The following is a 26,248-nucleotide window of genomic DNA, read 5'->3' as shown; positions in this document are numbered from 1 at the left end:
GAGCTACAAGGCTCCTCTTTTTTTATAAAATCGTTGAATATTAATTTGGTCATCAAGCGGAACTTGTTGTTCTATGAATTCAAACAACGATTTTGCGAGCCAAGGTCCTAACATAACCCCTCGGGTCCCTAATCCGTTTAACACATACAGATTTTTATGCCCCGCATGAACACCTACCAAAGGTCTTCTGTCATTAACGGTAGGGCGAACGCCTGCAAGATGTTCAACCACTTCAAAATCGCAGGTTAACAGCTCCATTAGTCGAATTAACAGTTCCGCTTTTCCTTCAGGCGTAGGCGTACTTGTTTTATCGGACCAATTATAAGTGGCACCAATTTTATATAGATCATTACCCAACGGCAGTATGAATAAATTGGAGTTGATAATTACATCCAAATCCATTTTAGGCGCTTTGATAATCAACAATTCACCTTTGGTACCATCAAGGGGCAAATCATTGAAATAAGGATTTTTGTGCATAGAGAATCCTTCAGCAAAAATGAGGTGTTTAGCTTGAATATCTTTGTATTGAACATACTCTTGATTAGATTCGATTAACGAATAATCAAATGTTTCGTTTAAAAGTAATTTCTGAGTAGAAAAAAAATGATTGCAACTATCCAGAAAAACATTCATATCCAAGTATCCTGTTCGGAAGATTTCGCCAAAACCAAAGGGCGAATCAATTCCATTATATTTTTTGGTAACGATCTCCAACGAAAGAAAAGGAGAAAGTTTAGGCTTATCGCTGGCGGTAAACCAATTATTTTGTTCTTCAACCGAAACAAATTTTCGATAAACCGGAAGTGGATGCACAAAGTTTACTCCTAATTTCTTTTCGATACTCTCATAAAATTGTAATCCGTACTCAAGTTGTTCCGCAGCTTTCCAAACAAGGCTAAAACGTTTTAAAATAACAGGGTTATACAAACCTCCAGCCACTTTTGAAGAAGAAACCGAAAAATCATCAATGAGCAAAAAGGTCTTTCCGTTTCGCATAGCCGTTTCTGCAAAACAAATACCTGCTAAACCAGAGCCTACAATTAAATAATCTATCATGGTACAAAAGTAAAAAACTCCAACCATTTAAGGTTGGAGTTTTTCTATATTTAAAAAAGAAATTCACTATTAGTAGTTCCACATATCTTGCTCGAAGTTGCGGATTTTCTCTTTTACACGCTCAGATTCTAATAACTGCATCTGAGAGTTCTCTTTCATGTAGTCTTCGATTTTTCTATCTCCGTATACGTTTTCTTCTTTGTAAATCACGGCGCTGAAACGACGAGCATTTAACAAGTGGTCGAACGTAATAGGCATAGCTGAATTCTTGTCATTGAAAGCTTTGTTTTCATGTAATACATCTCTAATTGACGGGAAGTACACCCAGAACAACTCGATTACATCAGGATTTTCAGCTCCAATATCTCTCGCTTCCGGAGCTACTGGACAAATACCCAACATTCTGTATTTCAATTCACCTTGTCTTTTATCAAAATACCAGTAACCTTTAATTTTATATCCTGAAATATCAATACCTGTCAATTCTCTTTTGTCAATGTATTGAGGATCCAAAACTTTAGTTGGCGTTCCAGGAACAGTTTCTGTTACCCACTTACCGTTTACTTTTTTTCGTACAGTTTTAGCTTGAGGGAAATACTGATCATAGTAAGTATTAATCTCATCTCTACCTGCTTGAGTAGTATCAATGTAAGTGAACGAAGAAGCCATGTCTTTAAGAGTCTTCTTAGTATTGAAATAATCATCAGTATACACTTCAGTTATTCTTCCCGTTTTGATTCCTTTTATAAGAACATCAAACAAAGAACGTCTATCGCTTCCAATGTTTACTGAATCAATTGGATAATACATAGGAAAATTAACTCTTTCATCCAAGTCAACAATTTCCCAAATAGCTTTTCCCATAAGGATATCACGATCGTGAACATACCCGTAAGGAAGTGGCTTATCATTATCCGCATTCATTTGCGCAGCAGTCTTCTTCCCGATTTCATCAGGAGTTTTAGCATTCAACAAGTTCGACTGTGCGAATGATGCATAGCTTCCTGCCACTGCAAAAAATACTACTAAAAAGTTTCTCAATTTCATGTTCTAAAATTAAAGTTATTTAAGCTAACCAGTACTTAAATTATTATTGAATTTCGTATACAACTGGTGCTGTTTTACCAGTCATAATATTAGCACTTACGCCAATGATTTTTGTTTTAATATCAGAAATCGTAACCTGATCACCACGTCCAGCTCTAGCTAAAGCAGCTTTACACTGACCGTTAACTCTGTCTCCGTTTACAATAACTGCCGCTTGTCCAGGAACTTTGAAAGTAAATTGAGTAACTTGGAAATTCAAGTCATACAAGAAATCCGGTAATTTTGCAGAAACCTGAGACACTTCCAATCTACCTTTAGCACCTTTAACAACACCCATCTCACCACCGATTGCACCGATTGGAGGAGGAATGTTTTTAATACGGAATGCTTTTTTATCAGCTACGGTTTTACCATCAGGTAATTTTCCAGTAACATTCACTACAACTTCTGTTCCTGATCCAGGATTCAAATTGTATGCACCTGGTTTTCCAGCTTTAGATAAGCCCGGTGCTGAAGCATTTACTTTATCATCAGAGATACCAGCAAATGAAATTGTCATTGGGTTTGGTAAACCTCTATATACTACATTCATTTTATCAGCAGAAATATTCGCTGAGTTTGGTCTTGGTACTACAACATATTTTTCTTTGAACTCAACCGGGATAGATTTTCCATCCTCGATAAATGTAAATTTACCAGAGATTTCTTTTTCTCCAACACCACCAGCTGTTGCATTGAACACAGCCTGACCGTTTTCAATTTTAGAGCTAGCTCCGTTTACGTTAAAAGAGTTTGGAACCGTTGATTCGTCATAACGACCTAATACTACTTTACCTTTAACTGCTTCTCCTTGGAAAACTACAGATTTTTCAAAAACAACAATTGCTTTATAGTTTGACATTGAAGCTGCTTGAGCTGTAGTGTTACCAATTAAAGCGTTGTAGATATCCTGCTCTGTTTTTTTGATATCACTTTGGATAGCAGACAACTTCGTTAATGAAGCAACAGCCGGGAATCCTTTAAAGTGGTAATCTAAGAACAATTTAGTTACACCTTCTTTATCTTTCACATCAGCCGTGCTGAATTTTGCGTTAACGTCTTTAAGGATTGGTTGATATTTAACATCTTTACCAATAACACCAGCGATTCCACTTTTGAATTTATCGAAAGCAGCGATGATTTCTTTTCCTTTTTTAGAATAACCGTCTCCACTAAACCAAGCTTCGTCGATTTTATCACCTTTATCCATTGATTCGTAAGGCAATTTACCATCCTTATCTTTCTCAATATCTTTAGTGATATCGTTTTTCAATGTTTGGATATAATCATTGAATTCTTTAACGATAGGTTTAATCTGTTGTGCTTTAGCAAACGGAGCACCAAACTGTGCTTTATTTTCTCCAGCTTTAGACTCTAACTGTCCGTATAAACTTCCGTTATATTCATCAGAGAACTTATTAACACCTTCGAATTTTTCATTCATCAAACCGAAAGCCGTTAATACTTCTTTTGACATATTTAATGCCAACATCGCGATGAAAACCAAGTACATTAGGTTAATCATCTTCTGTCTAGGACTTAATTTTCCTCCTGCCATTTTCTAATTAGTTTTAAAAATTAATAATTATGAAACTAATTAGCCTCTGTTACTCATTGCAGAAAGCATTCCGCCATATACATTATTTAATGAAGATAAGTTTGCAGTCAACGATTGCATTTGATCTTTTAATTTCAAGTTGTTTTCAGCAACTTCTTTGTTGATCTCTGCATTACGTGTAGCGCTTTCCAACTGTACTTTATACATACCGTTTAAAGTTTCCAATTGCGCAGCAGCCATACCCATTTCTTCAGCATATTTCTTTTGAGAAGCAATTGCATCTACTGTAGGAGCGATGTTTTTAGCAGCACCTTCGAAATTTTTAATACTGTTTCCTAAGCTAGCCATTAACTCACCGTCAATTTTAGCCTCTTTCAACATGTTGTCTAATTTTTGAGACAACAAACCTTGAGCCTCAGCTGGGTTTTCTTTTTTCGCTTCTTTCTTTTTAGCTTCTCCACCAGCTAATTCAGGATAAACCAAAGACCAATCTAATTCTGTTTCAGTTTCGAAAGCTGATAAACCGAAGATAAGAGCCTCAGTTCCTAAACCAATAATAAGGAAAGTTCCTGCTCCTGGCCAGTGCATGATTTTAAATAATGCTCCGATGATTACTACTGCTGCCCCCATACCGTAGGCAAAACTCATGACTTTTTTTGGTAATACTGCCATAATAAATAAATTTTAGTTAGTTAAGTTAATATAAAAAATTGGTTAATTTTTAAAACTATTTTTGGGTTTTTGTATTGCTTGTACCCATGTAATCCTGAACTGTTCTGAAACCGATGTATGATCTTGCAGAATCCGCATACTCATAATCACGAGTACTCACCTGTAAGAAATACGCAACATCTTTCCAAGAACCTCCACGAGTCACCTTACGCATGTTAGATAAATCTGGAACATTCGGGTTCATTGTTGAAACATACTCATAAGCCGCAGGATCATAAGAAGAATCCGTCCACTCTGCTACGTTACCCGCCATATTATACAAATGGTATTCATTTGGCTCATATGATTTTGCCTCTACAGTATACAAAGCACCGTCAGCAGCATAATCTCCACGATTTGGTTTGAAGTTCGCCAAGAAACAACCTCTGTCATTTTTAGCATAAGGACCTCCCCAAGGGTATGTTCCAGATTCCAGACCTCCTCTTGCAGAATATTCCCACTCTGCCTCCGTAGGCAAACGGAATGAATTCACCTGATCTCTTCCTTTTTTCTTTTTAATGTAAGAGTTTTTATTCATTGTTCTCCAAGCACAAAATGCTTTAGCCTGTTTCCAAGAAACACCCACTACAGGATACTCCCCATAAGCTTGGTGCCAGAAATAGTCATTATGCATTGGCTCATTGTACGAATAAGCAAAGTCTTTAATCCAAACGGTTGTATCTGGATAAATTTGAATATTTTCCGTTTTGATGAATTTACTTCTTTTTGTTCTGCTGCTTCCAACAGATTTATCTTTAGCCGCAGCCTGAATGTCCATCCAAGAATAACGGAATTTCAATTTAGAAACATCAAATGTTCTTAAACCATTGTAAGATTCAGTAGCAGGCAAATACAAAGAGTCCATCACTTCAACATAATGCTCATCCGGATATTTCTGAACATTATTGTGCAATTTCACTTTTCTATTTAAACGTCTACCCGCATACGGATCCTCATCTGTACCTACACTATAATAGTTCTCATACATATATTTATCATAAGCAGACATTTTAGCCGGATCTTGGTCTTTGAACGCAAAATCACCGATGCTTCCAGCCTTACCACCTGTACCTCCACCTGGTTTTATACCCTGCTCATCAGCAAGTATAGCCAATCTTGTTCTGGTAATTGAATCCTTTACCCATTCCACAAACTGACGGTACTCACTATTAGTGATTTCCGTTTCATCCATATAAAATGAACGAACGGTAACAGTTTTAGTGGGTGCATCCTGAACATTAGCTAAATCATCATCTGATTTACCCATAATAAATGCACCTCCAGGAACCAAAGTCATACCATATGGCTTCTCTGGATGCCATTTTCTTCCTTTAACTCCTACTAGTTCACCTCTGTCGTTTTTGTGACAACTACTAAAGAACAATGAAACAAGTGCTGTAAACGCTATGAACTTCTTCATATAAATCTGGGTTAATTATATATACATATTTAAGGGCGTAAACCTATTTATTTATTTTCTAAAAAACAATTTTTTTCCTAAAAAAAACTTAAAAAAATCAAATTGTTGTAAAATGTATAGGTTTATCGCTATTTAATCACTTTATATTAAATTTTTCTTCTGTGCTTTCCACCATCGTTCAGGAATCTCCTGATTGGTAGCCCCTACATAATCCTCATAGGTGCATGGTAATAACGTACTTCTTCTTAATTTATTGTTAAGATTCGACAAAAAAGGAATTTCTATCCACCATCTGTCGGTTTTATCACTTTTATAGAAGATTAATTCTTCGTCCTCCAAGGGCACAATATATTTCAGGTAATCTTCTTTAACCCCGAACGGATACTCTTTGGATCGATAATGAAACCCTTCTATAAAATACCACAATACCTGAGCTGTCAGCACCGATTCCGCTTTAGAATTTCCGTGATTAAACACCCCAAAAGACGTTACCTTATCACTGATTCCCGAATAGCGCGAAAGTACACAAATTTCTTTTCCGTTGAATCCGTTTGGTATAAAATTCACAAAATTTCCGGAATCTGATGATTTTACCGATGTTAAATCCAACGACACCAAATCCGCATCGCGAAAAACAGGTTCTGCAATGGCAGGATTATTACAAACTTCCCCTAAACGATAGGCATCAAAATACAATTTTTCAATCAAATCAATTTCTTCCTGAGAGTTAAAGTAGGTTTGATATCCGATATTACTGTAATTAAAAAGATTATTCGGCTCTTCCACAATCATTGACGACAAAAAAGAATTGGCCGGTAATCCGTTTTCTTTGGCAAAATCAAACCTACTGTCCACCGAAACCACATTCACCATTTGCTCCAACTGATCGTAAGCACGGTACATGGCATAGGTCAAATCCTGGGAACCTCCTATCACAAGAGGAATTACTTTATTCTTTATCAATTGCGCCACCGCATTTTTCAACACATAATAGGTATCTTCCAAGGAATTCCCGGGAGCAATATTCCCTAGATCCACAATTTGTGCTTCCCAATTTCCGGGAAACATACTGTAGAATTCTTTTCGGATATGCGTCAAATCGGTTTCATAATTTCCCTCACCCATTCCGCGACTTTCCAAAACTCCAATTACTGCAATGGAAGCCTTCTCGATGTTCGGAAAATCCGTTTCGGAATGAAAAACCACTTTTTTACCCAAAGTCTGACTGCTCAAACCTTGAACAAACTCAAAAAAATCAGCATCCAGCGGTTGAAAAAAATCAAATACCATAATTATTTCTTTTTAGCAGGCGCTTTTTTAGCGGTTGTTTTCTTTGCAGCGGTTTTCTTAGCAGGTGTTTTTTTCTCAATCAACTCCTTCACTTGTTCCAACGTCATCGCCGCAGCATCTACCTCTTTACTCAATTCGATTTTAATTTTTCCTTTGGTAATTACCGAACGCCCCCAACGTGCTTTTTCCACGCGAATTCCTTCGTCTTCCCAATTATGGATTACCTTATCGATTTCTTTCTGCAATTTATCTTCAATTAACTCCGTTATATCCGATTGCGATAAATTATCGAAATTGTATTTCTTACTCACATTAATAAACATTCCGTTCCATTTGATGAAAGGCCCAAAACGCCCCACCCCTTTTTGTACCGGTTCGTTTTTATAGGTTGCGATTGGCGCATCGGCTTTCGCTTTTTCATCAATCAGCTCCTGCGCTCTGTCCATCGAAACATCCAAAGGCTCCTCACCTTTAGGCAATGAAATAAAGACACTTCCATGACGTACATACGGACCGAAACGACCGTTGCTCACTTCCACTTCTTCTCCTTTATAAGTACCCAACACTTTTGGAAGCAAAAATAAATTCAACGCTTCTTCCAGTGTGATGTTACCGATATTTTGTTCGGTACGCAAACTTGCGAATTGTTTGTTCTCATCGTCGACATCCCCAATTTGAGCCATCGGTCCGAATTTACCCAAACGCACACTCACTTGTTTTCCGGTTTTCGGATCTTTTCCTAAAATACGTTCCCCACTTTCTCTTTCGGCATTCTCCTCAACATTTTTAACTGTCGGATGAAAATGCTTATAGAAATCATTCATCATTTTAGCCCATTCGATATTTCCTTCGGCGATTTCATCAAAATCCTGTTCCACTTTTGCCGTGAAGTTGTAATCCAAAATGGTTTCAAAGTTCTTTACTAAAAAGTCGGTTACAATGGTTCCGATATCAGTTGGGACTAACTTCCCTTTATCCGAACCGGTATTTTCTTTCAATTGTTTCTCCACGAGTTTCCCCGACTGAAGTACCAATTGTGTATAATTTCGTTCCTGACCTTCCAGATTTCCTTTCTCCACATAATTTCTGTTGATGATAGTCGAAATGGTTGGCGCGTATGTTGACGGACGACCGATACCCAGCTCTTCCAGTTTTTTTACTAAAGAGGCTTCAGTGTAACGAGCAGCGGGTCTTGTATATCTTTCGGTTGCCGTAATGTAATTGTTTTGCAGTCTTTCATTCACTTTCATAGCAGGCAACATTCCTTCCTGTTCCTCTTCATCGTCATCATGACCTTCGAGATACACTTTCAGAAAACCTTCAAACTTGATAACCTCTCCGGTTGCCGTGAAAAGCTCTTTATGATTGTTCGCTTCGATTTTCACATTGGTACGTTCCAATTCGGCATCGCTCATTTGAGATGCTAAGGTTCTTTTCCAAATCAAATCATACAAACGAGCCTGATCTCTGTCGATGTTAACCGTATGTCTGGACATATCCGTTGGACGAATCGCCTCGTGTGCTTCCTGTGCTCCTTTACTTTTATTAGCAAAAGTTCTCGGTTTAGAAAATTCTTTTCCGTACGATGCAATGATTTCCGCCTGAGCCGCCTCCATAGCTTCTTTGGAAAGGTTCACACTATCCGTTCTCATATAGGTAATCAATCCGGCTTCGTACAAACGTTGCGCTAACTGCATCGTGATTCCCACCGGCAAATACAATTTACGGGCCGCTTCCTGTTGTAAAGTCGACGTCGTAAAAGGGGCTGTGGGTGATTTTTTGGTAGGTTTGGTTTCTAAATCCGCTACCTTATATATAGAACCTATATTTTGGTTTAGAAAATCTTCGGCTTCTTTTTTTGTATTGAAGTTCTTGGGTAATTTCGCTTTGAAGGTTTTACCAGCTTCATTGGCAAATTCAGCTACAACCGAATAAGACGCCACCGGCTTAAAATTCTGAATTTCGCGTTCCCGCTCGACAATCAAACGAACGGATACCGATTGCACACGACCGGCAGACAATCCGCCTTTGATTTTACGCCATAAAACCGGCGACAATTCGTATCCCACCAAGCGGTCCAACACACGTCGTGCCTGTTGTGCATTCACTAAATTATAATCGATCTGTCTTGGATTATCGATTGCTTTTAAAATGGCATTTTTTGTAATCTCATGAAAAACAATACGTTTCGTCTTTTTTGGATCCAATTTTAATTCTTCCGCCAAGTGCCATGAAATAGCCTCTCCCTCGCGGTCCTCATCGGAAGCCAACCAAACCGTATCCGCAGCTTTAGATAACGTTTTCAATTTACTCACCAAGGCTTTCTTATCGGGAGAAACTTCATATTTTGGTTTGAAACCATTTTCCACATCCACTCCGATTTCTTTGGAAGGAAGATCCGCAATATGTCCGTAACTCGATTCCACCTGATAGTCGTTTCCTAAAAACTTCTCTATGGTTTTTGCTTTTGCAGGTGACTCAACGATCACTAAATTCTTTGCCATTTACTCTTTATTTGAAGCGCAAAAGTATAGGATTTTTTTAAATATTGCCGTTTTGCCAATTTTAAAAGTAAATTTTGTCGTTGAAAAACAATTACACCTATATATAGTATCCAAAAATTCCTGACGCAAATTCAATAGCCCCGATTGCAGCGGAAATCCTTTTTGCTCTTTCTTTAAGAGCGAAAAGAATTGAAGCGGAAAGCGGGAAAACAGACTCCAAAAAAGCCTGAACCATTCGCTTCATAAAACTTTTGTTAAACAAATCTGCCATCTTGTCAGAAAATCAAATTTAGTATTATCTTTGCGCATTGATTTTTACACGCTTGAGTGCACTATGGAAAAGGAAATTGACGAGAAAAAACAAGGAACAAGCCTTGTATTAGAACAAAAAGAAGAGAATACGAAAAAGCTTTTTATAGAAAGTTACGGTTGTGCGATGAATTTTTCGGACAGTGAAATTGTAGCTTCCATTTTAACCGAACAAGGTTACAACACCACCCAAAATCTGGAAGAAGCCGATTTGGTTTTGGTGAACACCTGCTCGATTCGCGACAAAGCCGAACAAACCGTTCGCAAACGTCTGGAAAAATACAACGCGGTAAAACGCAGCATTAATCCAGGTATGAAAGTGGGCGTTTTGGGCTGTATGGCCGAACGTTTGAAAAGCCAGTTTCTAGAGGAAGAAAAAATCGTAGACATGGTCGTAGGACCGGATGCCTATAAAGATTTACCGAATCTTTTACAGGAAGTGGAAGAAGGCCGCGATGCGATTAACGTAATTTTATCGAAAGATGAAACTTATGGCGATATTTCGCCGGTGCGTTTGCAAAGTAACGGCATCAACGCTTTTGTTTCCATCACGCGTGGCTGCGACAACATGTGTACGTTTTGCGTAGTTCCCTTTACCCGCGGACGCGAACGCAGCCGTGAGCCACAATCGATTCTAGAAGAAATCAAAGATTTATACGACAGAGGCTTCAAAGAAGTGTGTCTTTTAGGACAAAACGTCGACAGTTACCTTTGGTACGGCGGCGGACTGAAAAAAGACTATGATAAAGCAACCGAAATGCAGAAAGCTACGGCAGTTGATTTTGCACAGTTATTGGACATGTGTGCCATTCAGTTTCCGAAGATGCGTTTTCGTTTTTCGACTTCAAATCCGCAGGACATGCACGAAGAAGTATTGCATGTGATTGCAAAACACCATAACGTTTGCAACTACATTCACTTACCGGTGCAATCAGGAAGTACACGTATTTTAAAAGAGATGAACCGTCAGCACACCCGTGAAGAATATATGGCTTTGGTGGATAAAATCAAGGCGATTATTCCGGGCTGTTCGATTTCACAGGATATGATTACCGGTTTCCCAACCGAAACCGAAGAAGACCACCAAGACACTTTAAGTCTGATGGAATATGTGGAATACGACTTCGGTTATATGTTTGCCTATTCGGAAAGACCCGGAACTTTGGCGGCCCGAAAAATGGAAGATGATGTTCCGGAAGAAGTTAAAAAACGTCGTTTACAGGAAGTGGTGGATTTACAACAGGAACTGAGTTACAAAAGAACTTCCCGTTTCCTAAACCAAACCGTGGAAGTTTTAATTGAAAAAGAATCCAAAAAATCGGAGGCGCACTGGAGCGGAAGAAATTCTGAAAACGTAGTAACAGTTTTCCCGAAAGGCGATTACAAACCGGGCGATTTCGTCATGGTAAAAGTAACCGATTGTACTACGGCAACCTTAATTGGAGAAGCGGTGGGTTACAGCGAAATGCAAAACTAATTAGTTAACAAAAAGAACTTATTTAGCAGGTTCTCAATAACACATGGAATCAGTTCAAGCCATAAAACAGCGATTTGAAATTATCGGGAACGACCCGAAGCTTAACCGTGCGATTGAAAAAGCGATTCAGGTAGCTCCTACCGACATTTCGGTATTGGTTACCGGAGAAAGTGGTGTGGGTAAAGAAAGTATTCCGAAAATCATCCATTCCTTATCACACCGAAAACACGGAAAATATATTGCCGTAAACTGTGGTGCGATTCCGGAAGGAACGATTGACAGTGAATTGTTCGGACACGAGAAAGGCTCTTTTACCGGCGCTACGGCTACGCGTGAAGGGTATTTTGAAGTAGCCGATGGCGGAACCATTTTCTTAGACGAAGTGGGCGAATTGCCGTTAACCACCCAAGTGCGCTTATTACGTGTTTTGGAAAATGGTGAATTCATAAAAGTAGGTTCTTCACAGGTACAGAAAACCAATGTCCGTATTGTGGCAGCCACCAACGTGAACATGTTTGATGCCATCGAAAAAGGAAAATTCCGTGAAGACTTGTATTATCGTTTGAGTACGGTTGACATTATGTTGCCGCCGTTGCGCGAACGAAAAGACGATATTCATTTGTTGTTCCGGAAATTTGCTTCGGATTTTGCTCACAAATACAAAATGCCACCCATTAAACTGGATGATAATGCGATTCAATATTTAACGAAATACCGTTGGAGCGGAAACATTCGCCAGTTGCGCAATGCCGCCGAACAGATTTCGGTTCTGGAAACCAATCGTGACATTACATTGGCTACCTTACAATCCTATTTGCCGGCAGAAGGCAGCAACCTGCCTTCGGTAATCGGAACTAAAAAAGCGGAAAGCGATTTCAGTTCGGAACGTGAAATATTGTATAAAATTCTTTTCGACATGAAAAGCGATTTGAACGATTTGAAAAAACTGACTTTGGAATTGATGCAGAGTGGCAATGCAAAAAATGTTCAGGAAACCAACAAAGGACTGATTCAGCGCATTTACGGTCAGAAAGAGGAAAGCGAAATTCCGTTTGAAGAGCCTTCGTTAGCCGCTATTCCGGTTCAAAACCAAAATCTTCAGGAAGAATTTGACGATGACGATGACGATCAGGATTATCTTTTTGCAGAAACCGTAGAAGAGGAAGACTCCCTTCGATTGGATGAAAAAGAAATCGAATTGATAAAAAAAGCCCTGGAACGCAACAAAGGCAAACGCAAAGCAGCTGCAGACGAATTGGGAATTTCCGAAAGAACATTGTACCGAAAGATAAAACAATTCGATTTATAGTATATTTGGACTTTAAAATTAAAAATGAAACACTTACAATATATAATTGCACTCATTACTCTTTTCTGTTTTAGCAGTTGTTCTTATTACAACTTCACAGGAACCGGAAAAATCGATGCCAAAACCTTTCAGGTCAATTATTTTCAGAACAATGCAGCCTTGATTGAACCCGGAATTGAACGAACGTTTACCTTGGAACTTCAGGAAATCCTGCAAAACCAAACGAATCTTAACCTGACTAATTCGGGTGGTGACTTGGTATACGAAGGCGAAATTAAAGAATACCGGATTACGCCAATGACAGCCACAGCCGATCAGTTGGCCGCTCAAAACCGACTTACCATAACAGTAAATGTACGTTTTACAAATAAAAAGAAACCGGACGATGATTTTGAAAAACCTTTTTCTTTTTATTATGATTTTGAAGGGAACCAACAATTAGTAGGTGCAAAATTAACTGAAGCACTAGATGTTATTTTTGAAAGAATTACGCAAGACATTTTCAACGCCTCGTTAGCAAAATGGTAAATCAAAACAATCCGTTGAAAGCCTGAAAATTTATAAATGGCACAATAGAAAAACTGAACACTGAATATTAAACCTTGAATGTAAACGATTTAACATACCTGATTAACAGACCCGAAGCGATAAACGGGAAACAAACCATCGAGCTGGAAACGGTTTTGGAGGAGTTCCCTTATTTTCAATCGGCAAGAGCAATTCATCTGAAAGGACTTTACAATCAGAACAGTTTCCGTTACAATCAGGAATTAAAAAAAACCGCTGCTTATACCACAGATAGAAGTGTACTTTTCGAATTCATTACTTCTGAAGATTTCACTTCCATCCAGAAAGCTTTTTTAGAAGAAAAAGAGGCCGCAATAAACGAGATTATTGTCAATCAATATAAAATTGTAGTTTCCGATGCTGTTGAAGTACAGCCTAAAGCAAATCCTTTAGAGCAGTCCATACTCCATTCCATCCAAATTGCAGCACCGGAAGCGATAACTGAAGATGAAGAAGTCACTGTTCCGACAGAAACAGAAAAGACGGAAACCATTGAGGAAAAATTAGAAATCGGTAAACCGTTGGATTTTTCAAAACAGGAAAAACATTCGTTTCAAGAGTGGTTACAATTAGCTAAAATCACTCCTATTCAGAGAGAAAACGAGGCAAAGTCGCCTGAAATTGACGAAGAAAAAAAGAAAAAAACAGAGCTGATTGACAAATTTATCGAGAGCAACCCAAAAATCATTTCAGTTAAAAATGCTCCTGTAACCCCAATAAATATTGAGAAATCCACTCAGGACAACTCCTACTTAATGACGGAAACTTTAGCCAAAGTGTATCTGGAACAGAAAAAATATCAAAAAGCGATACAAGCTTATGAAATTTTAATTTTGAAATATCCGGAAAAAAGTAGTTTCTTTGCAGACCGAATTTCGGATATTAGACTTTTACAACAAAATAATAATTAAAGAATAAAAATATGTTTTCAATTTTTTTAGTGTTAATCACAATCGTATGTTTTTTACTTGTAGTGGTAGTTATGGTTCAAAATCCTAAAGGAGGAGGTTTATCTTCTGCTATCGGAGGATCACAAATGATGGGTGGTGTACAGAAAACAAATGATTTTCTTGACAAAAGTACTTGGACATTAGCCGGCTTGTTAATTGCCTTAATTTTATTATCAAGTTTAAGCTTCACAGGAACATTAAGTGATACCGGTTCTAAAATTATTGACAACAGCACTCCTGCCCCAGTAGCGGCTCCTGCTCCGGCAACAGCAACTCCAGAAGCTGCAAAACAAGAAACTCCTGCTACAACTGATGCAGCTCAACCGGCAGCTACAGAAGAAGCAAAAAAATAATTATTAGCGAAAGCTTTTTTAAAAATGCCAGCCTGTCAGTGCTGGCATTTTTTATTTGGTAAATTTGTCAGTTTACGAGGCTTGGCATAATTTCTGAAAAAAAGAATTCGTCAAAAATTTAATAACATCAAAAAATATAATTATGGCATTAAACATTAAACCACTTTCAGACCGCGTTCTTGTTGAACCAATGGCAGCTGAAACACAAACTGCCTCTGGAATTTTCATCCCCGATACTGCAAAAGAAAAACCACAAAAAGGAATTGTTGTAGCTGTAGGAAACGGAACTAAAGACCACAACATGACTGTAAAAGTTGGCGATACTGTTTTATACGGAAAATATGCCGGAACCGATTTAAAATTTGAAGGCAAAGATTATCTGATCATGCGTGAAGACGACATTCTAGCGATTATCTAAGACACAAAAAATTAAGTTGCAAACATTAAATTAACTAGAAGTTAAATTTTTAAATTCTGACTTCTAAATTCTAAATTAAATTATGGCAAAAGATATAAAATTTGATATTGAAGCACGCGATGGTTTAAAACGCGGTGTAGACGCATTGGCAAATGCAGTAAAAGTAACTTTAGGACCAAAAGGACGTAATGTTATCATCAGCAAATCCTTTGGCGCACCAACAGTAACAAAAGACGGCGTTTCGGTAGCAAAAGAAATCGAACTGAAAGACACTCTAGAGAACATGGGTGCACAAATGGTAAAAGAAGTAGCTTCTAAAACGAATGATTTAGCCGGAGACGGAACCACAACAGCAACGGTTTTAGCACAAGCCATCGTTAAAGAAGGTTTGAAAAACGTTGCGGCAGGTGCCAATCCGATGGATTTGAAACGCGGTATCGACAAAGCTGTAGAGGCAATTGTTACCGATTTACAAAAACAAGCAAAAGAAGTAGGCAGTTCAACCGACAAAATCAAACAGGTTGCTTCCATTTCGGCTAACAACGATGATGTAATCGGAGAACTTATTGCCATGGCATTCGGAAAAGTAGGTAAAGAAGGCGTTATCACTGTTGAAGAAGCTAAAGGAACAGACACTTACGTGGATGTGGTAGAAGGAATGCAGTTCGACAGAGGTTATTTATCACCTTATTTCGTAACGAATCCGGAAAAAATGGAAGCGGAATTAGACAGTCCTTACATTTTATTATACGACAAAAAAGTATCTTCTCTAAAAGAATTACTTCCAATATTAGAACCGGTAGCACAATCCGGAAAACCATTATTGATTATTGCTGAAGATGTAGACGGCGAAGCCCTTTCCACTTTAGTAGTTAACAAATTACGCGGTGCCTTAAAAATTGCTGCGGTAAAAGCTCCAGGTTTTGGGGACCGCAGAAAAGCAATGTTGGAAGATATCGCAGTTTTAACCGGCGGAACCGTAATTTCTGAAGAAAGAGGTTTCACTTTGGAACACACTACTTTGGAAATGTTAGGAACCTGTAAACGTGTTACTATCGACAAAGACAACACAACCATCGTAAGCGGAAACGGAGATCACGAAATGATTAAAAATCGCGTGAACCAAATCAAAGCCCAAATGGAAACTTCAACTTCGGAGTACGACAAAGAAAAATTACAGGAGCGTTTGGCAAAATTAGCCGGAGGTGTGGCTGTACTTTACGTTGGTGCTGCTTCAGAAGTGGAAATGAAAGAGAAAAAAGACCGTGTGGATGACGCTTTACACGCAACCCGTGCGGCTGTAGAAGAAGGAATCGTTGCCGGAGGTGGTGTAGCTTTATTAAGAGCGAAAAAAGTTTTAGACAAAATCAAAGCCGACAATGCCGACGAAGCAACCGGAATCCAGATTGTTTCCCGCGCTGTGGAAGCACCTTTAAGAACCATTGTTGAAAATGCAGGTTTGGAAGGCTCGGTAGTGGTAGCGAAAGTTGCCGAAGGAAAAGACAACTTCGGATACAACGCCAAAACCGATGAATATGTAGACATGCTGAAAGCCGGAATTATCGATCCTAAAAAAGTAACTCGTGTAGCGCTGGAAAATGCCGCTTCTGTAGCAGGAATGATCTTAACTACCGAATGTGCTTTAGTGGAAATTAAAGAAGAGAATGCCGGCGGCGGAATGCCAATGGGTGGCGGAATGCCGGGAATGATGTAATTCCCAAAAAAATATTTTTTCACAAACTGCCTGGATATAAATTCAGGCAGTTTTTTTTATATCTTCGCGAGATAAAACTTACATCACTATGAGGGTTCAAAAAATATTCTTCCTTTTTCTTCTTTGCATCACATCCTATTCATCTATTGCACAAGCAGAATTAAACCAAACCAAACAAAAAATCGAATCTGCTTTTACAGAATTTTTCAAACTGGATCGCGAAAACATTCACTTACATCTCAATAAAAACCTTTACTTGAACTCCGACAACATCTGGTTTAAAGGTTACATCATCGAAAAGAAAAACAAAAAACCTTATACTGCCACATCAAACGTATACATTACTTTGATGGATAAAAAGGGGGAAAAATTGATGACAAAATTGTTTTATGCCGATAACAGTATCTTTGAAGGCAATATAAAACTGGATGAAAACATAAAAACCGGTATATACTATCTGCAAGTTTACACCAATTACATGAATAATTTTGCAGAAGACGAATCCTCGGTTTTTGAAATTAAAATCATCAATACTGAAGAGAACACAATTCTTCCCGATACAGATATTGTCAACTTAGAAACGGCAAACATCGAATTTTTTCCCGAAAGTAATGTTTTTTTGGAAGGCACATCCAATACCATCGGTGTTAAAATCACAGACTGCAACGGTAACGGAATTATTGTCAAAGAGGGTGAAATCAAAGATTCCAAAGGCATAACCATAACCAATTTCTCCACCAACGAATTTGGATACGGAAAATTCGATATCCCGCAAACAAAAAACGAACTCTACAAAGCCGTATACACCATTAATTCAGTAAAGAAGGAAAAAGCATTACCCTTACCGTCTCAGAACGGCATTACATTTTCCGTTAACAATTACACCTTTGAAAACAAAGCCACTTTAAAGGTTAAAACGAATGCAAACAGTTTAAACAATTATAAAAACGAACTCTTAACTCTTGTAATACAACAAAACAGCAATACTGCTTTTGTAGATTTTACTTTCAAGGAAAACACTCCTGAACAACTCATCGTTTTACCGGATGAAGTGTTTTCAGAAGGGATCAATACTATTTACTTAACAAACAAAGAACTAAAAAAAATAGCCGAACGCGTTATCTTTAAGCCCTCAAAATTTGAAAAGAATCTTGATCTCAAAATCATTAAAAAACAAAATGATTCCATTTCCATAAGCGGGAAAACCAATATACCATTAGGAAGTATCAGCATATCCGTTTTACCCGCTGACACAAAATCTGCAAAAAAACAGAAAAGCATCTACAATTCGCTTATAACAAACAATGAGCTTAATGAAGAAACACCAAATGGCACTTATTTCTACTCGAACTTTAACAAAAGAAAACATTACGAATTTGACACCTATCTTCTTTCACAAAAATCAAAATACAATTGGCAGAGTATGATGATTGCTCCGCCCCAAAAGAAATTTGATTTTGACAATGGATTAACGTTTAAAGGAACCCTAAACAAACCGTTATCGGACAAAAAAGCATACAAAGTCCAATTAAGTTCGATTGCTACCGGACTTAATGAGTTTTCAGAGATTAATGACAACAACGAGTTTTATTTTAAAAACATCTTAGCAGTCGATTCCACCACGGTGCATTTTTCATTATTGGACAAAAAAGAAAGAAGAGAAGAAATTAAATTGTTTGCCCAAATTTTAAACAACAACAGACCTTTTATAAAACCTTTCAGAACATCAGGAAAAGACTGTCCCGTAATTACTGCACAATCCGAAAAATCAGAATACAGCTTCCCAAAAATTGCCAACACAGTTCATCTGGACACTATAACCATTAATTCCAAAAATAAAAAGCCCCAACTTACCAATGTAAAAAGATACAACAACAATATGTCTAAAGGGTTCAAAATCTCAGAAGCGGATTCCAATAGAGACCTTTTACAATTTATAGCGGCAAATGGCTACGATGTTTCTATTCAAGGCGTCAATGTAATCATAACCGGAAGAAGATCCACCTCTTTTTTGGGAACAAAGAGTCCGGCTATCTATATTGATGATGCGCCGGTTATGGATTTCAGCCAACTCTTGGGTTACAGTCTAAGAAATGTTGACGAAATCTACATCAACAAAAGCGGTTACGGAGGCGGTATGGACGCTGCAAACGGAATCATAAGGGTGTATACAAAAAAAGGAACCGGAGGCGTTCAGAAAATTAAAATAAACTCCCAATCGTTTGTGGTAAAAAATGGATTTCAAAAACTAAACCCTTTTAAAAATCCAAAATACACAAGCTATACCAATGAAGGATTTATAAACTTTGGAACAATTCATTGGGAACCCTACGTAGAAACGGATGAAAACGGCATGTTTAAATTTTCAATCCCAAATTACTATCAGAAAAGCGTGAAAGTAATAATTGAAGGGATAGCCACAGACGGCCAATTAATCTCCGAAACAAAAATTATCGAAATACCATAGCAAAATAAAGCCGTTCAGAAATACTGAACGGCTTTTTTATTAATATTGATTTACAAGACTTTTTATCGGTCGTACTGACAACATTCATGAAGTTTATCATAATCTTCCTGCACCGCCTTAACTTCCTTAGTATCATGACCGGCTTTCGCAACGGCTTTCGCAACATCCGAAGCTGAGCATTTTTGTTCATTAAACACCAAATGCAGTTGTTGGTCCTCCGGATGCCAAACCGCTGATTTCACCCCACCAACAGAATAGGCGGCTTTCTCGATGCGTTTTTTACACATCTCACAGTTCCCTTTTACCTCAACATCCGCTTTGGCATTTTTATTTTTCTTCTCTTGTGCCTGTGCCGCGAATCCAATCAAGGAAACAAACAGCATTAAAATTATTTTTTTCATATGGTAGTTTAAAATGGATTCTTATTTTATTTTAAATCGGATGCCGGCATAATACATCTGTCCGAAAACCGGCGCATAGATCATAGAACTATCAAAATACGCACCAAACGGATTGTCCGCACCTAAAATAGCATTTTTCTGTTTATAATTCCCAATATTCTCACCTCCTACGTACGCTTCAAAAACACTCGAAAAAGTTCTGGTGATTTGTGTATTCATCACAGAAAACGGATTCGAAAATTCTTTAAGCTGATAGGCTGACGGATTAGAACTCGTGTTAGGCAAACGTTGTCTTCCCATCCAATTGTAGGTAAAGTCAAACTTCCATTGCTTCCCTTTATCTTTAATATGCGTTTCATACGCCAAATTAGTAAAGAAACGGTGTTTGGCCTGCAACGGACGCTCTAAAGTACCCGACAGATAATCGGTTTGGATATCGTAGAATTTGTAAGCAGTTCTGACAGTAAAATGTGTCATCAGATCCACATTGAAATCAATCTGCAAACTGTTTGCAAACGACTTCCCGTTAAGATTATGAAAAACGGCTTGTTGCGGACTGTAATCCAAATCCACCACGGCCTGATTCTGGAAATCGGTGCGGTAATAATCCAACGTCACTTCGGCTTTTTTACCGAACAACTGGAAGCCTTGCATAAAACTGATGCCGTAATTCCAGGCAATCTCCGGATCCAATCCGTAAATTTTACCGTTGGCATTCAACACGGAAAACGCTCTTGAACTGGCAAACAACTGTTGGTTCTCGGCAAAAATATTCGCGCTTCGTTTCCCTCTTCCGGCTGAAGCTCTGAATACGGCTTTTTCCCACGGATTGTAGCGCATGTGAATTCGCGGCGTAAAGAACGCACCCAAACGATTGTGAAGATCAAAACGACCACCGGCCACCAAACTGAAATTATCGGTATTATCATAGGTATATTCGAAAAACGCACCAACCGAATTATCTCTTCGGCTAACATCCATAGGCATTCCAACGTTTACAAATTCGTTATAATCATCGGAAGTAAAATTCAATCCGGTAGCGAATTTATTTAAAGTATTGCTGATAATCGAATTGAAAATCAAATTCGAATAAAAACTGTTTTGCTGAATATTGTACTGATTCAAACCGAAATACGATTCCTGTTTGTGGTAGTTAAATGAATTTTGAAAACCGATACTCTGCCAAGGCATGTCCGGAAAAACATAACCGATTTTCGAAGAAAGCTCGACTTTATCCGTATTGATTTCAGAACCCCAGTGGTTTGTTGTAAGCTTGTCTCTGTCGGCATCGAAATCCACCTGTCCGGTTTGTTTTTCATCCTTCATATAACGGACATTCAGAAAACTTACCCAACCTTTCTCCAGATTGTTGTACTGCCAGCGGTTCATGATATTGATTTGTTGTCCTAACGGATTGTCCAGAAAACCATCGTTGTTCATATCGTTTTTGGAAACTCGGGTATTTCCGTGCACAAACAAACTACTGCTCAATTTATCCGAAAACTTTTTGTTGAAATGCGTATTCAGCTCGAAACGACTGTCGGTAGAACCATAAGCATTCAAATAAAACGGAATATCATTGGCCGGTTTGATTAATTCGGTGTTGATTTGACCGGAAATACTTTCATAACCATTGACCACACTTCCGGCACCTTTGGTAATCTGGATGCTTTCCACCCACGTTCCCGGAATGAAAGACAATCCATACGCTTGTGAAGCGCCGCGAACCGATGGGATATTTTCTTCTGCAATAAGGATATACGGACTCGTTAGCCCCAACATTTTAATTTGCTTGCTGCCCGAAATGGCGTCCGAGAAATTCACATCGATGGAAGGATTGGTTTCAAAACTTTCCGATAAGTTACAACAAGCCGCTTTCAGTAATTCTTTACCGGTCATCGTGGTAACATTTGCCGTTTTTACATAGGATTTCTGAAGCGAATTGCGCTTAGTTTGCACCACCACTTCATCGAGCGATTTCGAAACTTTCAACTGAACGGCTATTGTTTTTGGCGTGTGTACCATCATTTCCACACTTTCATAGCCCACAAAGCTCACCACAATCTCGTGACTTCCCGGATTCATTGGGAGTGTAAATTGTCCTTTGTCGTCTGTAGAAGTTCCCACAGTGGAATCTTTCCATACTACCGAAGCACCCGGTAACGGATTATTTTTTTCGTCGGTTACGGTTCCCGACACTTTTTCCTGCGCTGACACCACATTGGCTAACAGCATACAGAAAATCATAAAATAGTTGTACATGATTTTTATTTTAATGTTTGAATAGAAGTGTCTTCCGAAAGCATCGGAAATTTCAAAACATTAAAATTTATCGTAGAAAATGTATTGGCAATAGAGTTTGTAGAGCGGCGGCGCATTACTGTCGCAGTAAAAAGAAGGTATATCACTGCTGTTTACTTTTTCTTCCGCTGTTGCAATTAAAGAAGGTTTCCATTCCTCAACAAAAGTAAAAACACCTAAATCAAGTTGAAAACTTTTTACCAGAACTTCATCAGAAGCCGATTTTTTCAGTGTTACCTTACTGTTCGAACAACAATCATCGTGTTTGTCTGCAGAAGCGCAACAAGTAGCTTCTTTTTCAACTTTCTTTTCGACACAAGGTTCTGATTTTTTATAATCGAGCGAAATTTCGGCCAGTTCGCCTCCACAATAATGCACATTGAAAGCCAAGCCTACATTGGAAACCAATATCAGCAGGGCTAAAAGAAAACTGATGTGCTTGTTTATTTTCATCGGATTAAAAATCAGGTCAAAAGTAATTATTTTTTTGATACCAAAAATACAAATCCCTGTTAATTGATTTCAATGGTTTGTTCCTGATACGGAATTTCACAATTTATCCCGTACTTCGCTACTATTTTACTTTTTAAAGTCACCAACGCTTCCGTTTCGCCATGCACTAAAAAGACCGTTTGCGGTTTGGTTTCGAGTTCCGACAACCAATTGAGCAAATCATCCTGGTCGCCATGCGCCGAAAGTCCTTCGATTTCAACAATTTTGGCTTCCACCGGATAATATTTCCCATACATTTTGATTTCCTTCTCCCCTTCAAGCAGTTTTCTTCCGCGCGTTCCTTCTGCCTGAAAACCCACAATAATCACAGTCGTTTCCGGACGGACAATGTACCGTTCCAGATAACTCAAAACGCGCCCGCCGGTAATCATTCCGCTGGCCGCTATAATCACTTTCGGCTGATCGTCGTAAATGGCCGCAATAGTTTCTTCGTATTCGGTAATCATCGAAAAAATGGCGCACATTTCCTGACATTCATCAATGCGTAATTTGTGCCATTCGCGATTTTCGGTAAAAATATCGATGACTTTAATTCCCATTGGTGTGTCGATGATATAAGGCATATCCGGAATTTTGCCTTCTTTTTTTAGTTGCCAGATCAGGTACATGATCGCTTGCGCACGTTCCACAGCAAAGCTCGGAATCACAACATTGCCGCCTTTTTCAAAAGCTTCATTGATGTACAGTTCCAATTCGGCTTTCGCATCGGTATCGGGATGGAGCCGGTCGCCATAAGTACTTTCCAGAAAAACATAATCGCCTGTTTTCGGTTTAATCGGAGGAAACATCAAATCATCATTATCGCGGCCAATATCGCCTGAAAACACTAATTTTTTCCCTTCAAGCGTCAACTCGATGGAACAGGCACCCAAAATATGACCGGCGGTAAAATAGCGTGCGGAAATTTCGGCATCCAAATCAAAAGTTTCTTCCGGTTTGATGACTCTGAAAAACGGCAGCACTTTCTCGGCTTCTTCGACCGTGTACAGAGGTTCGGCAGGAATGTGCTTGGAATAATGTTCCTTGTTGGCTTTTTCGGCTTCTTCTTCCTGAATTTTGGCACTGTCCATAAGAATTAGCCGGGTAATCGCTTTGGTCGGACTGGTGCAATAAATTTTCCCTTCAAAACCCTGCTTGATTAACAACGGAAGCCAACCGCAATGATCCAAATGACCGTGTGTAAGCAATACAAAATCGATACTCGACGGCAACACCGAGAGCGGTTCCCAATTGCGCTGACGGGTTTCTTTTCCGCCCTGAAACAAGCCGCAATCCACTAAAATGCGGATGCCATTGGATTCGATTAATGTTTTTGAACCGGTTACGGTTCCGGCGGCTCCTAAAAACTGTATTTTCATTTTCAGATGGTTTTAAATGTTAGGCACACAAATCGGAAGCTTCCCGAATGATATTTTTAAAGCGATTGCGGTTAATCCCGATATGATTTAAAAGTTCAATATCGTGTATCAGGTCTTTGGCTAAAAGAATTTTTTGCGCCAGTAACATGTCTTTTTCCGACTGCGAAAGCGTAGTCAGACACGTTATCGGATACATTCCTTTCTCATCAACCCTATTTTTAAGGCTTTCTTTTGGCGGATAATCCCAACTCAGCATTTTCAATCCCGAGCAGGTTCCGAATTGTAATGCTTCGGAAGTAAAACGGTTATTCGTAATCACGATACAGGCAGAAATCTGATCGTTTTTATCAAAAATCATGTAACGGTTGTTCTTCAAATCATTAAATCGGGACAAAATGTACATAGGAATTTTCACATCCGATTTCACATCACTGTTCGAATGGAATTTGCATTCTATCATGGTAACCTGCTCATCCTTTTTAATAAGTACATCTAATTCGTGGGAAACGCAACTTCCGTCAAGAAAAATATTGGCTTTGGTTTCATAGCCGTCGGCAGCGAAAAGCATGGCAATGTATTCTTCAAAGAAAAAGCCGGCGGGACCGAGCGATTGTATGGCGGATTTTAAGTTATAACGGGCAGCATGCGCTTTGGATGATTTTTTCAGCATCTGAAAAGCCAGCTTGTAAATTTTACGGGTAGGCATCCCTTCGTAAATTTCGCCTTCTATGAATTCGAGGATTTCATCGACTTTTTCTTTTTTGGCTCCGGAATGCTGCAAGGAATGTTTCAGTTTTTCCCGATCGAAATAGACAATTTCCCCGGATTGTTTTACCACTTTCATGAGTACACCTTTTAAACTTCAATTGTTTAAAGGTACGAAAATTTCTTACTTGTTTTTTTTCTGATAATAGAATGCCGGCAGAAATAATACTAAGAATAGTGGCTGAATCAGGAATCGGCGCACATAAAACAGTAACATATAATCGGGTTGGCCTGAAAACTTGAGGATTCCGAAAAAAAGTCCAATCAGCACCAGAAAGAAAATAAGATATAAAGCTGAAGTGAATTTTGTCAGCAGAAGATCTTTAAAAACTACATAAATAACAGCTATGGAAATAACCGAATTCAAAAAATAACGAAACACCAATCCGAAGAAAAGCGGTACCGATTTGTATTCCGGCAATTGGGCAATCTGAAATTCGCCTTTAAAAAAATCGAGAAACGGATCGTAAAATAACTGCTTTTCAAACAAACGAATCAGCGCTAAAAGAAGCACCAACAGGACAACCGAAACTACTTTCTTTTTATTTCTTAGGAGTATCTGCAGCATAGCCTGAAAATTTTTGAACCCACAAAACCCACAAAATAAAAACCACCGCATAAATGAACAACGGAAAAATCACACCGTGCAAAATGTGTTCATAGTCCGGATAACTGTAAAGCGCCATTGCCAAAAAAGCAATCCGAAGCACGTTTAATACATGAATAAGCACACAGCCCAACAGAATGTATGAAAATGTTTTGAGCCATTTCCCTGAAAACGCAAAAACAAAAGCAGCGAAAAGTATCATGACACTTAGTGCATTACAACCTTCAATTATTCTGGCTACAAATTTCCCGTTATAAATTAAATTCACACAAGGTTCAAAAGCATTGGGTTCCGTTTTGGCCTCTTTCCCTAAAAAAACCAAAACTGTTTCGGATTGTTCAGCCACCATTTGCGTAAAGCAGTCGACTTCAAATCCGGTAGTATCAAACTGATTGAGATACAATTTGTAGCCGACCGTCAGCACCACATAAAGCACAAAAAACTTTATCAGGAAAAGAAAAAAAGGCTTGTATTGCAAAAAGAGGTTTTTCACACGATTGATTTTAACAAAAATATAAAAATAAAAAGAGTGCGATTAAATACTTTTGCATAAAACTAAAAAACATGACATTTCAGGAATTACAACCAAAAGTTATCGAAATACTGTCGCAAAACAATTTTACCCGCGATGAAAAATTAAAAAACGTTTGCCAGCTCTTAAGTGACACCATCAGTTATTACGACTGGGTGGGATTTTATTTCGCCAATCATGATACCCAAACCTTGCATCTCGGACCTTATGTGGGCGCAGAAACCGATCATACCGTAATTCCGTTTGGAAAAGGCATTTGCGGACAAGTAGCGGTTTCCAATGAAAACTTTGTAGTGCCAGACGTGAGCGCTCAGGACAATTACATAGCCTGCAGCTTTACCGTGAAATCGGAAATCGTGGTGCCGCTTTTTGTTAATGGCGTAAACATTGGACAAATTGACATCGACAGTCATGTTCCGGATCCGTTCACCGAAGCCGACGAACGCTTCTTGGAGTTTGTAAACCAAGAAATTGCAAAACTTTTTTAGGCAACTTTGACGTTTTATTTGTCAATTCAAAAATAAAATTTACCTTTGCACCACGTTTTAGGACAAACCTATTGCGCTACATAATAATCAT

23 protein-coding genes are annotated in these 26,248 nt (G+C 38.6%); 9 read left to right on the top strand and 14 right to left on the bottom strand.

All coding sequences use genetic code 11. The features are described 5' to 3' along the window. Positions 1-3 precede the first annotated feature (3 nt). From FCR2A7T_RS07940 to topA, 7 genes are all read right to left on the bottom strand, one after another. Positions 4-1,059 carry an NAD(P)/FAD-dependent oxidoreductase gene (locus tag FCR2A7T_RS07940; RefSeq protein WP_035117893.1) on the bottom strand — a complete coding sequence of 352 codons (1,056 nt, stop codon included), beginning with the start codon at positions 1,057-1,059 and terminating at the stop codon, positions 4-6. Between the two features lie 69 nt (positions 1,060-1,128). After that, positions 1,129-2,106, bottom strand: a complete 978-nt coding sequence (gene porN, locus FCR2A7T_RS07935; protein WP_023570760.1) for a type IX secretion system ring subunit PorN/GldN — start codon at positions 2,104-2,106, stop codon at positions 1,129-1,131. A gap of 43 nt (positions 2,107-2,149) precedes the next feature. Further along, complete coding sequence (porM, locus tag FCR2A7T_RS07930; protein ID WP_023570759.1) at positions 2,150-3,703, bottom strand: type IX secretion system motor protein PorM/GldM; 1,554 nt, start codon at positions 3,701-3,703, stop codon at positions 2,150-2,152. Positions 3,704-3,742: 39 nt separating this feature from the next. Next, on the bottom strand, positions 3,743-4,375 hold the full coding sequence (gene porL / locus FCR2A7T_RS07925; protein WP_023570758.1) for a type IX secretion system motor protein PorL/GldL: 633 nt from the start codon (positions 4,373-4,375) through the stop codon (positions 3,743-3,745). A 55-nt stretch (positions 4,376-4,430) separates the two neighbouring features. Further along, a complete protein-coding gene (gene porK / locus FCR2A7T_RS07920) occupies positions 4,431-5,834 on the bottom strand; it encodes a T9SS ring complex lipoprotein PorK/GldK (RefSeq protein WP_035117877.1) in 1,404 nt (467 codons plus the stop codon). Positions 5,835-5,975: 141 nt separating this feature from the next. After that, on the bottom strand, positions 5,976-7,124 hold the full coding sequence (locus FCR2A7T_RS07915) for a formimidoylglutamase (protein WP_023570756.1): 1,149 nt from the start codon (positions 7,122-7,124) through the stop codon (positions 5,976-5,978). Positions 7,125-7,126: 2 nt separating this feature from the next. Continuing rightward, complete coding sequence (gene topA, locus FCR2A7T_RS07910; protein WP_023570754.1) at positions 7,127-9,628, bottom strand: type I DNA topoisomerase; 2,502 nt, start codon at positions 9,626-9,628, stop codon at positions 7,127-7,129. A 334-nt stretch (positions 9,629-9,962) separates the two neighbouring features. Here topA and miaB point away from each other — a divergent pair, with 334 nt between their 5' ends. The 8 genes from miaB to FCR2A7T_RS07870 all read left to right on the top strand — a co-directional run bounded on the left by miaB (position 9,963) and on the right by FCR2A7T_RS07870 (position 19,192). Continuing rightward, entirely contained in the window at positions 9,963-11,414 is a 1,452-nt protein-coding gene (gene miaB / locus FCR2A7T_RS07905; RefSeq protein WP_023570752.1) for a tRNA (N6-isopentenyl adenosine(37)-C2)-methylthiotransferase MiaB, read from the top strand. Between the two features lie 43 nt (positions 11,415-11,457). Next, entirely contained in the window at positions 11,458-12,723 is a 1,266-nt protein-coding gene (locus FCR2A7T_RS07900; protein ID WP_023570751.1) for a sigma-54 interaction domain-containing protein, read from the top strand. A gap of 24 nt (positions 12,724-12,747) precedes the next feature. Beyond that, a complete protein-coding gene (locus FCR2A7T_RS07895; RefSeq protein WP_023570750.1) occupies positions 12,748-13,251 on the top strand; it encodes an LptE family protein in 504 nt (167 codons plus the stop codon). Positions 13,252-13,325: 74 nt separating this feature from the next. Further along, the gene (locus FCR2A7T_RS07890) at positions 13,326-14,201 is read left to right on the top strand and encodes a tetratricopeptide repeat protein (RefSeq protein WP_023570749.1); all 876 of its coding nucleotides are present in this window, start codon (positions 13,326-13,328) and stop codon (positions 14,199-14,201) included. A gap of 11 nt (positions 14,202-14,212) precedes the next feature. After that, positions 14,213-14,593 carry a preprotein translocase subunit SecG gene (gene secG / locus FCR2A7T_RS07885; RefSeq protein WP_023570748.1) on the top strand — a complete coding sequence of 127 codons (381 nt, stop codon included), beginning with the start codon at positions 14,213-14,215 and terminating at the stop codon, positions 14,591-14,593. A gap of 142 nt (positions 14,594-14,735) precedes the next feature. Next, entirely contained in the window at positions 14,736-15,011 is a 276-nt protein-coding gene (locus FCR2A7T_RS07880; protein WP_023570747.1) for a co-chaperone GroES, read from the top strand. An 82-nt stretch (positions 15,012-15,093) separates the two neighbouring features. Further along, positions 15,094-16,725, top strand: a complete 1,632-nt coding sequence (groL, locus tag FCR2A7T_RS07875) for a chaperonin GroEL (protein WP_023570746.1) — start codon at positions 15,094-15,096, stop codon at positions 16,723-16,725. A gap of 88 nt (positions 16,726-16,813) precedes the next feature. Continuing rightward, positions 16,814-19,192: a hypothetical protein gene (locus FCR2A7T_RS07870; protein WP_023570745.1), complete on the top strand. Its 2,379-nt coding sequence runs from the start codon at positions 16,814-16,816 to the stop codon at positions 19,190-19,192. A 62-nt stretch (positions 19,193-19,254) separates the two neighbouring features. Here the strand turns inward: FCR2A7T_RS07870 and FCR2A7T_RS07865 are convergent, their stop codons facing one another. Genes FCR2A7T_RS07865 through xrtF form a run of 7 tightly spaced genes read right to left on the bottom strand, consistent with a single transcriptional unit; the run spans position 19,255 to position 25,630 of the window. After that, on the bottom strand, positions 19,255-19,593 hold the full coding sequence (locus tag FCR2A7T_RS07865; protein WP_023570744.1) for a heavy-metal-associated domain-containing protein: 339 nt from the start codon (positions 19,591-19,593) through the stop codon (positions 19,255-19,257). 21 nt (positions 19,594-19,614) lie between these two features. Continuing rightward, positions 19,615-21,855, bottom strand: a complete 2,241-nt coding sequence (locus tag FCR2A7T_RS07860; protein ID WP_023570743.1) for a TonB-dependent receptor — start codon at positions 21,853-21,855, stop codon at positions 19,615-19,617. A gap of 60 nt (positions 21,856-21,915) precedes the next feature. Then, positions 21,916-22,347 carry an HYC_CC_PP family protein gene (locus FCR2A7T_RS07855; protein ID WP_023570742.1) on the bottom strand — a complete coding sequence of 144 codons (432 nt, stop codon included), beginning with the start codon at positions 22,345-22,347 and terminating at the stop codon, positions 21,916-21,918. 59 nt (positions 22,348-22,406) lie between these two features. Next, positions 22,407-23,765, bottom strand: coding sequence for an MBL fold metallo-hydrolase (locus FCR2A7T_RS07850; protein WP_023570741.1), 1,359 nt, complete (start codon positions 23,763-23,765; stop codon positions 22,407-22,409). A 19-nt stretch (positions 23,766-23,784) separates the two neighbouring features. After that, a complete protein-coding gene (locus FCR2A7T_RS07845; RefSeq protein ID WP_023570740.1) occupies positions 23,785-24,609 on the bottom strand; it encodes an ATP cone domain-containing protein in 825 nt (274 codons plus the stop codon). A 45-nt stretch (positions 24,610-24,654) separates the two neighbouring features. Further along, positions 24,655-25,098, bottom strand: a complete 444-nt coding sequence (locus tag FCR2A7T_RS07840) for an exosortase F system-associated membrane protein (protein ID WP_035117875.1) — start codon at positions 25,096-25,098, stop codon at positions 24,655-24,657. Continuing rightward, entirely contained in the window at positions 25,073-25,630 is a 558-nt protein-coding gene (gene xrtF / locus FCR2A7T_RS07835) for an exosortase family protein XrtF (RefSeq protein ID WP_023570739.1), read from the bottom strand. Before xrtF ends, FCR2A7T_RS07840 begins: the two co-directional genes overlap by 26 nt. Before the next feature lie 71 nt (positions 25,631-25,701). Here xrtF and FCR2A7T_RS07830 point away from each other — a divergent pair, with 71 nt between their 5' ends. Next, positions 25,702-26,157 carry a GAF domain-containing protein gene (locus FCR2A7T_RS07830; protein ID WP_023570738.1) on the top strand — a complete coding sequence of 152 codons (456 nt, stop codon included), beginning with the start codon at positions 25,702-25,704 and terminating at the stop codon, positions 26,155-26,157. Positions 26,158-26,248 lie beyond the last annotated feature (91 nt).

It is taken from the genome of Flavobacterium cauense R2A-7 (assembly GCF_000498475.1).
Lineage (GTDB): Bacteria > Bacteroidota > Bacteroidia > Flavobacteriales > Flavobacteriaceae > Flavobacterium > Flavobacterium cauense.
The sequence above is the reverse complement of the archived record's forward strand: the minus strand, read 5'-3'. Positions and strand labels throughout refer to the sequence as shown.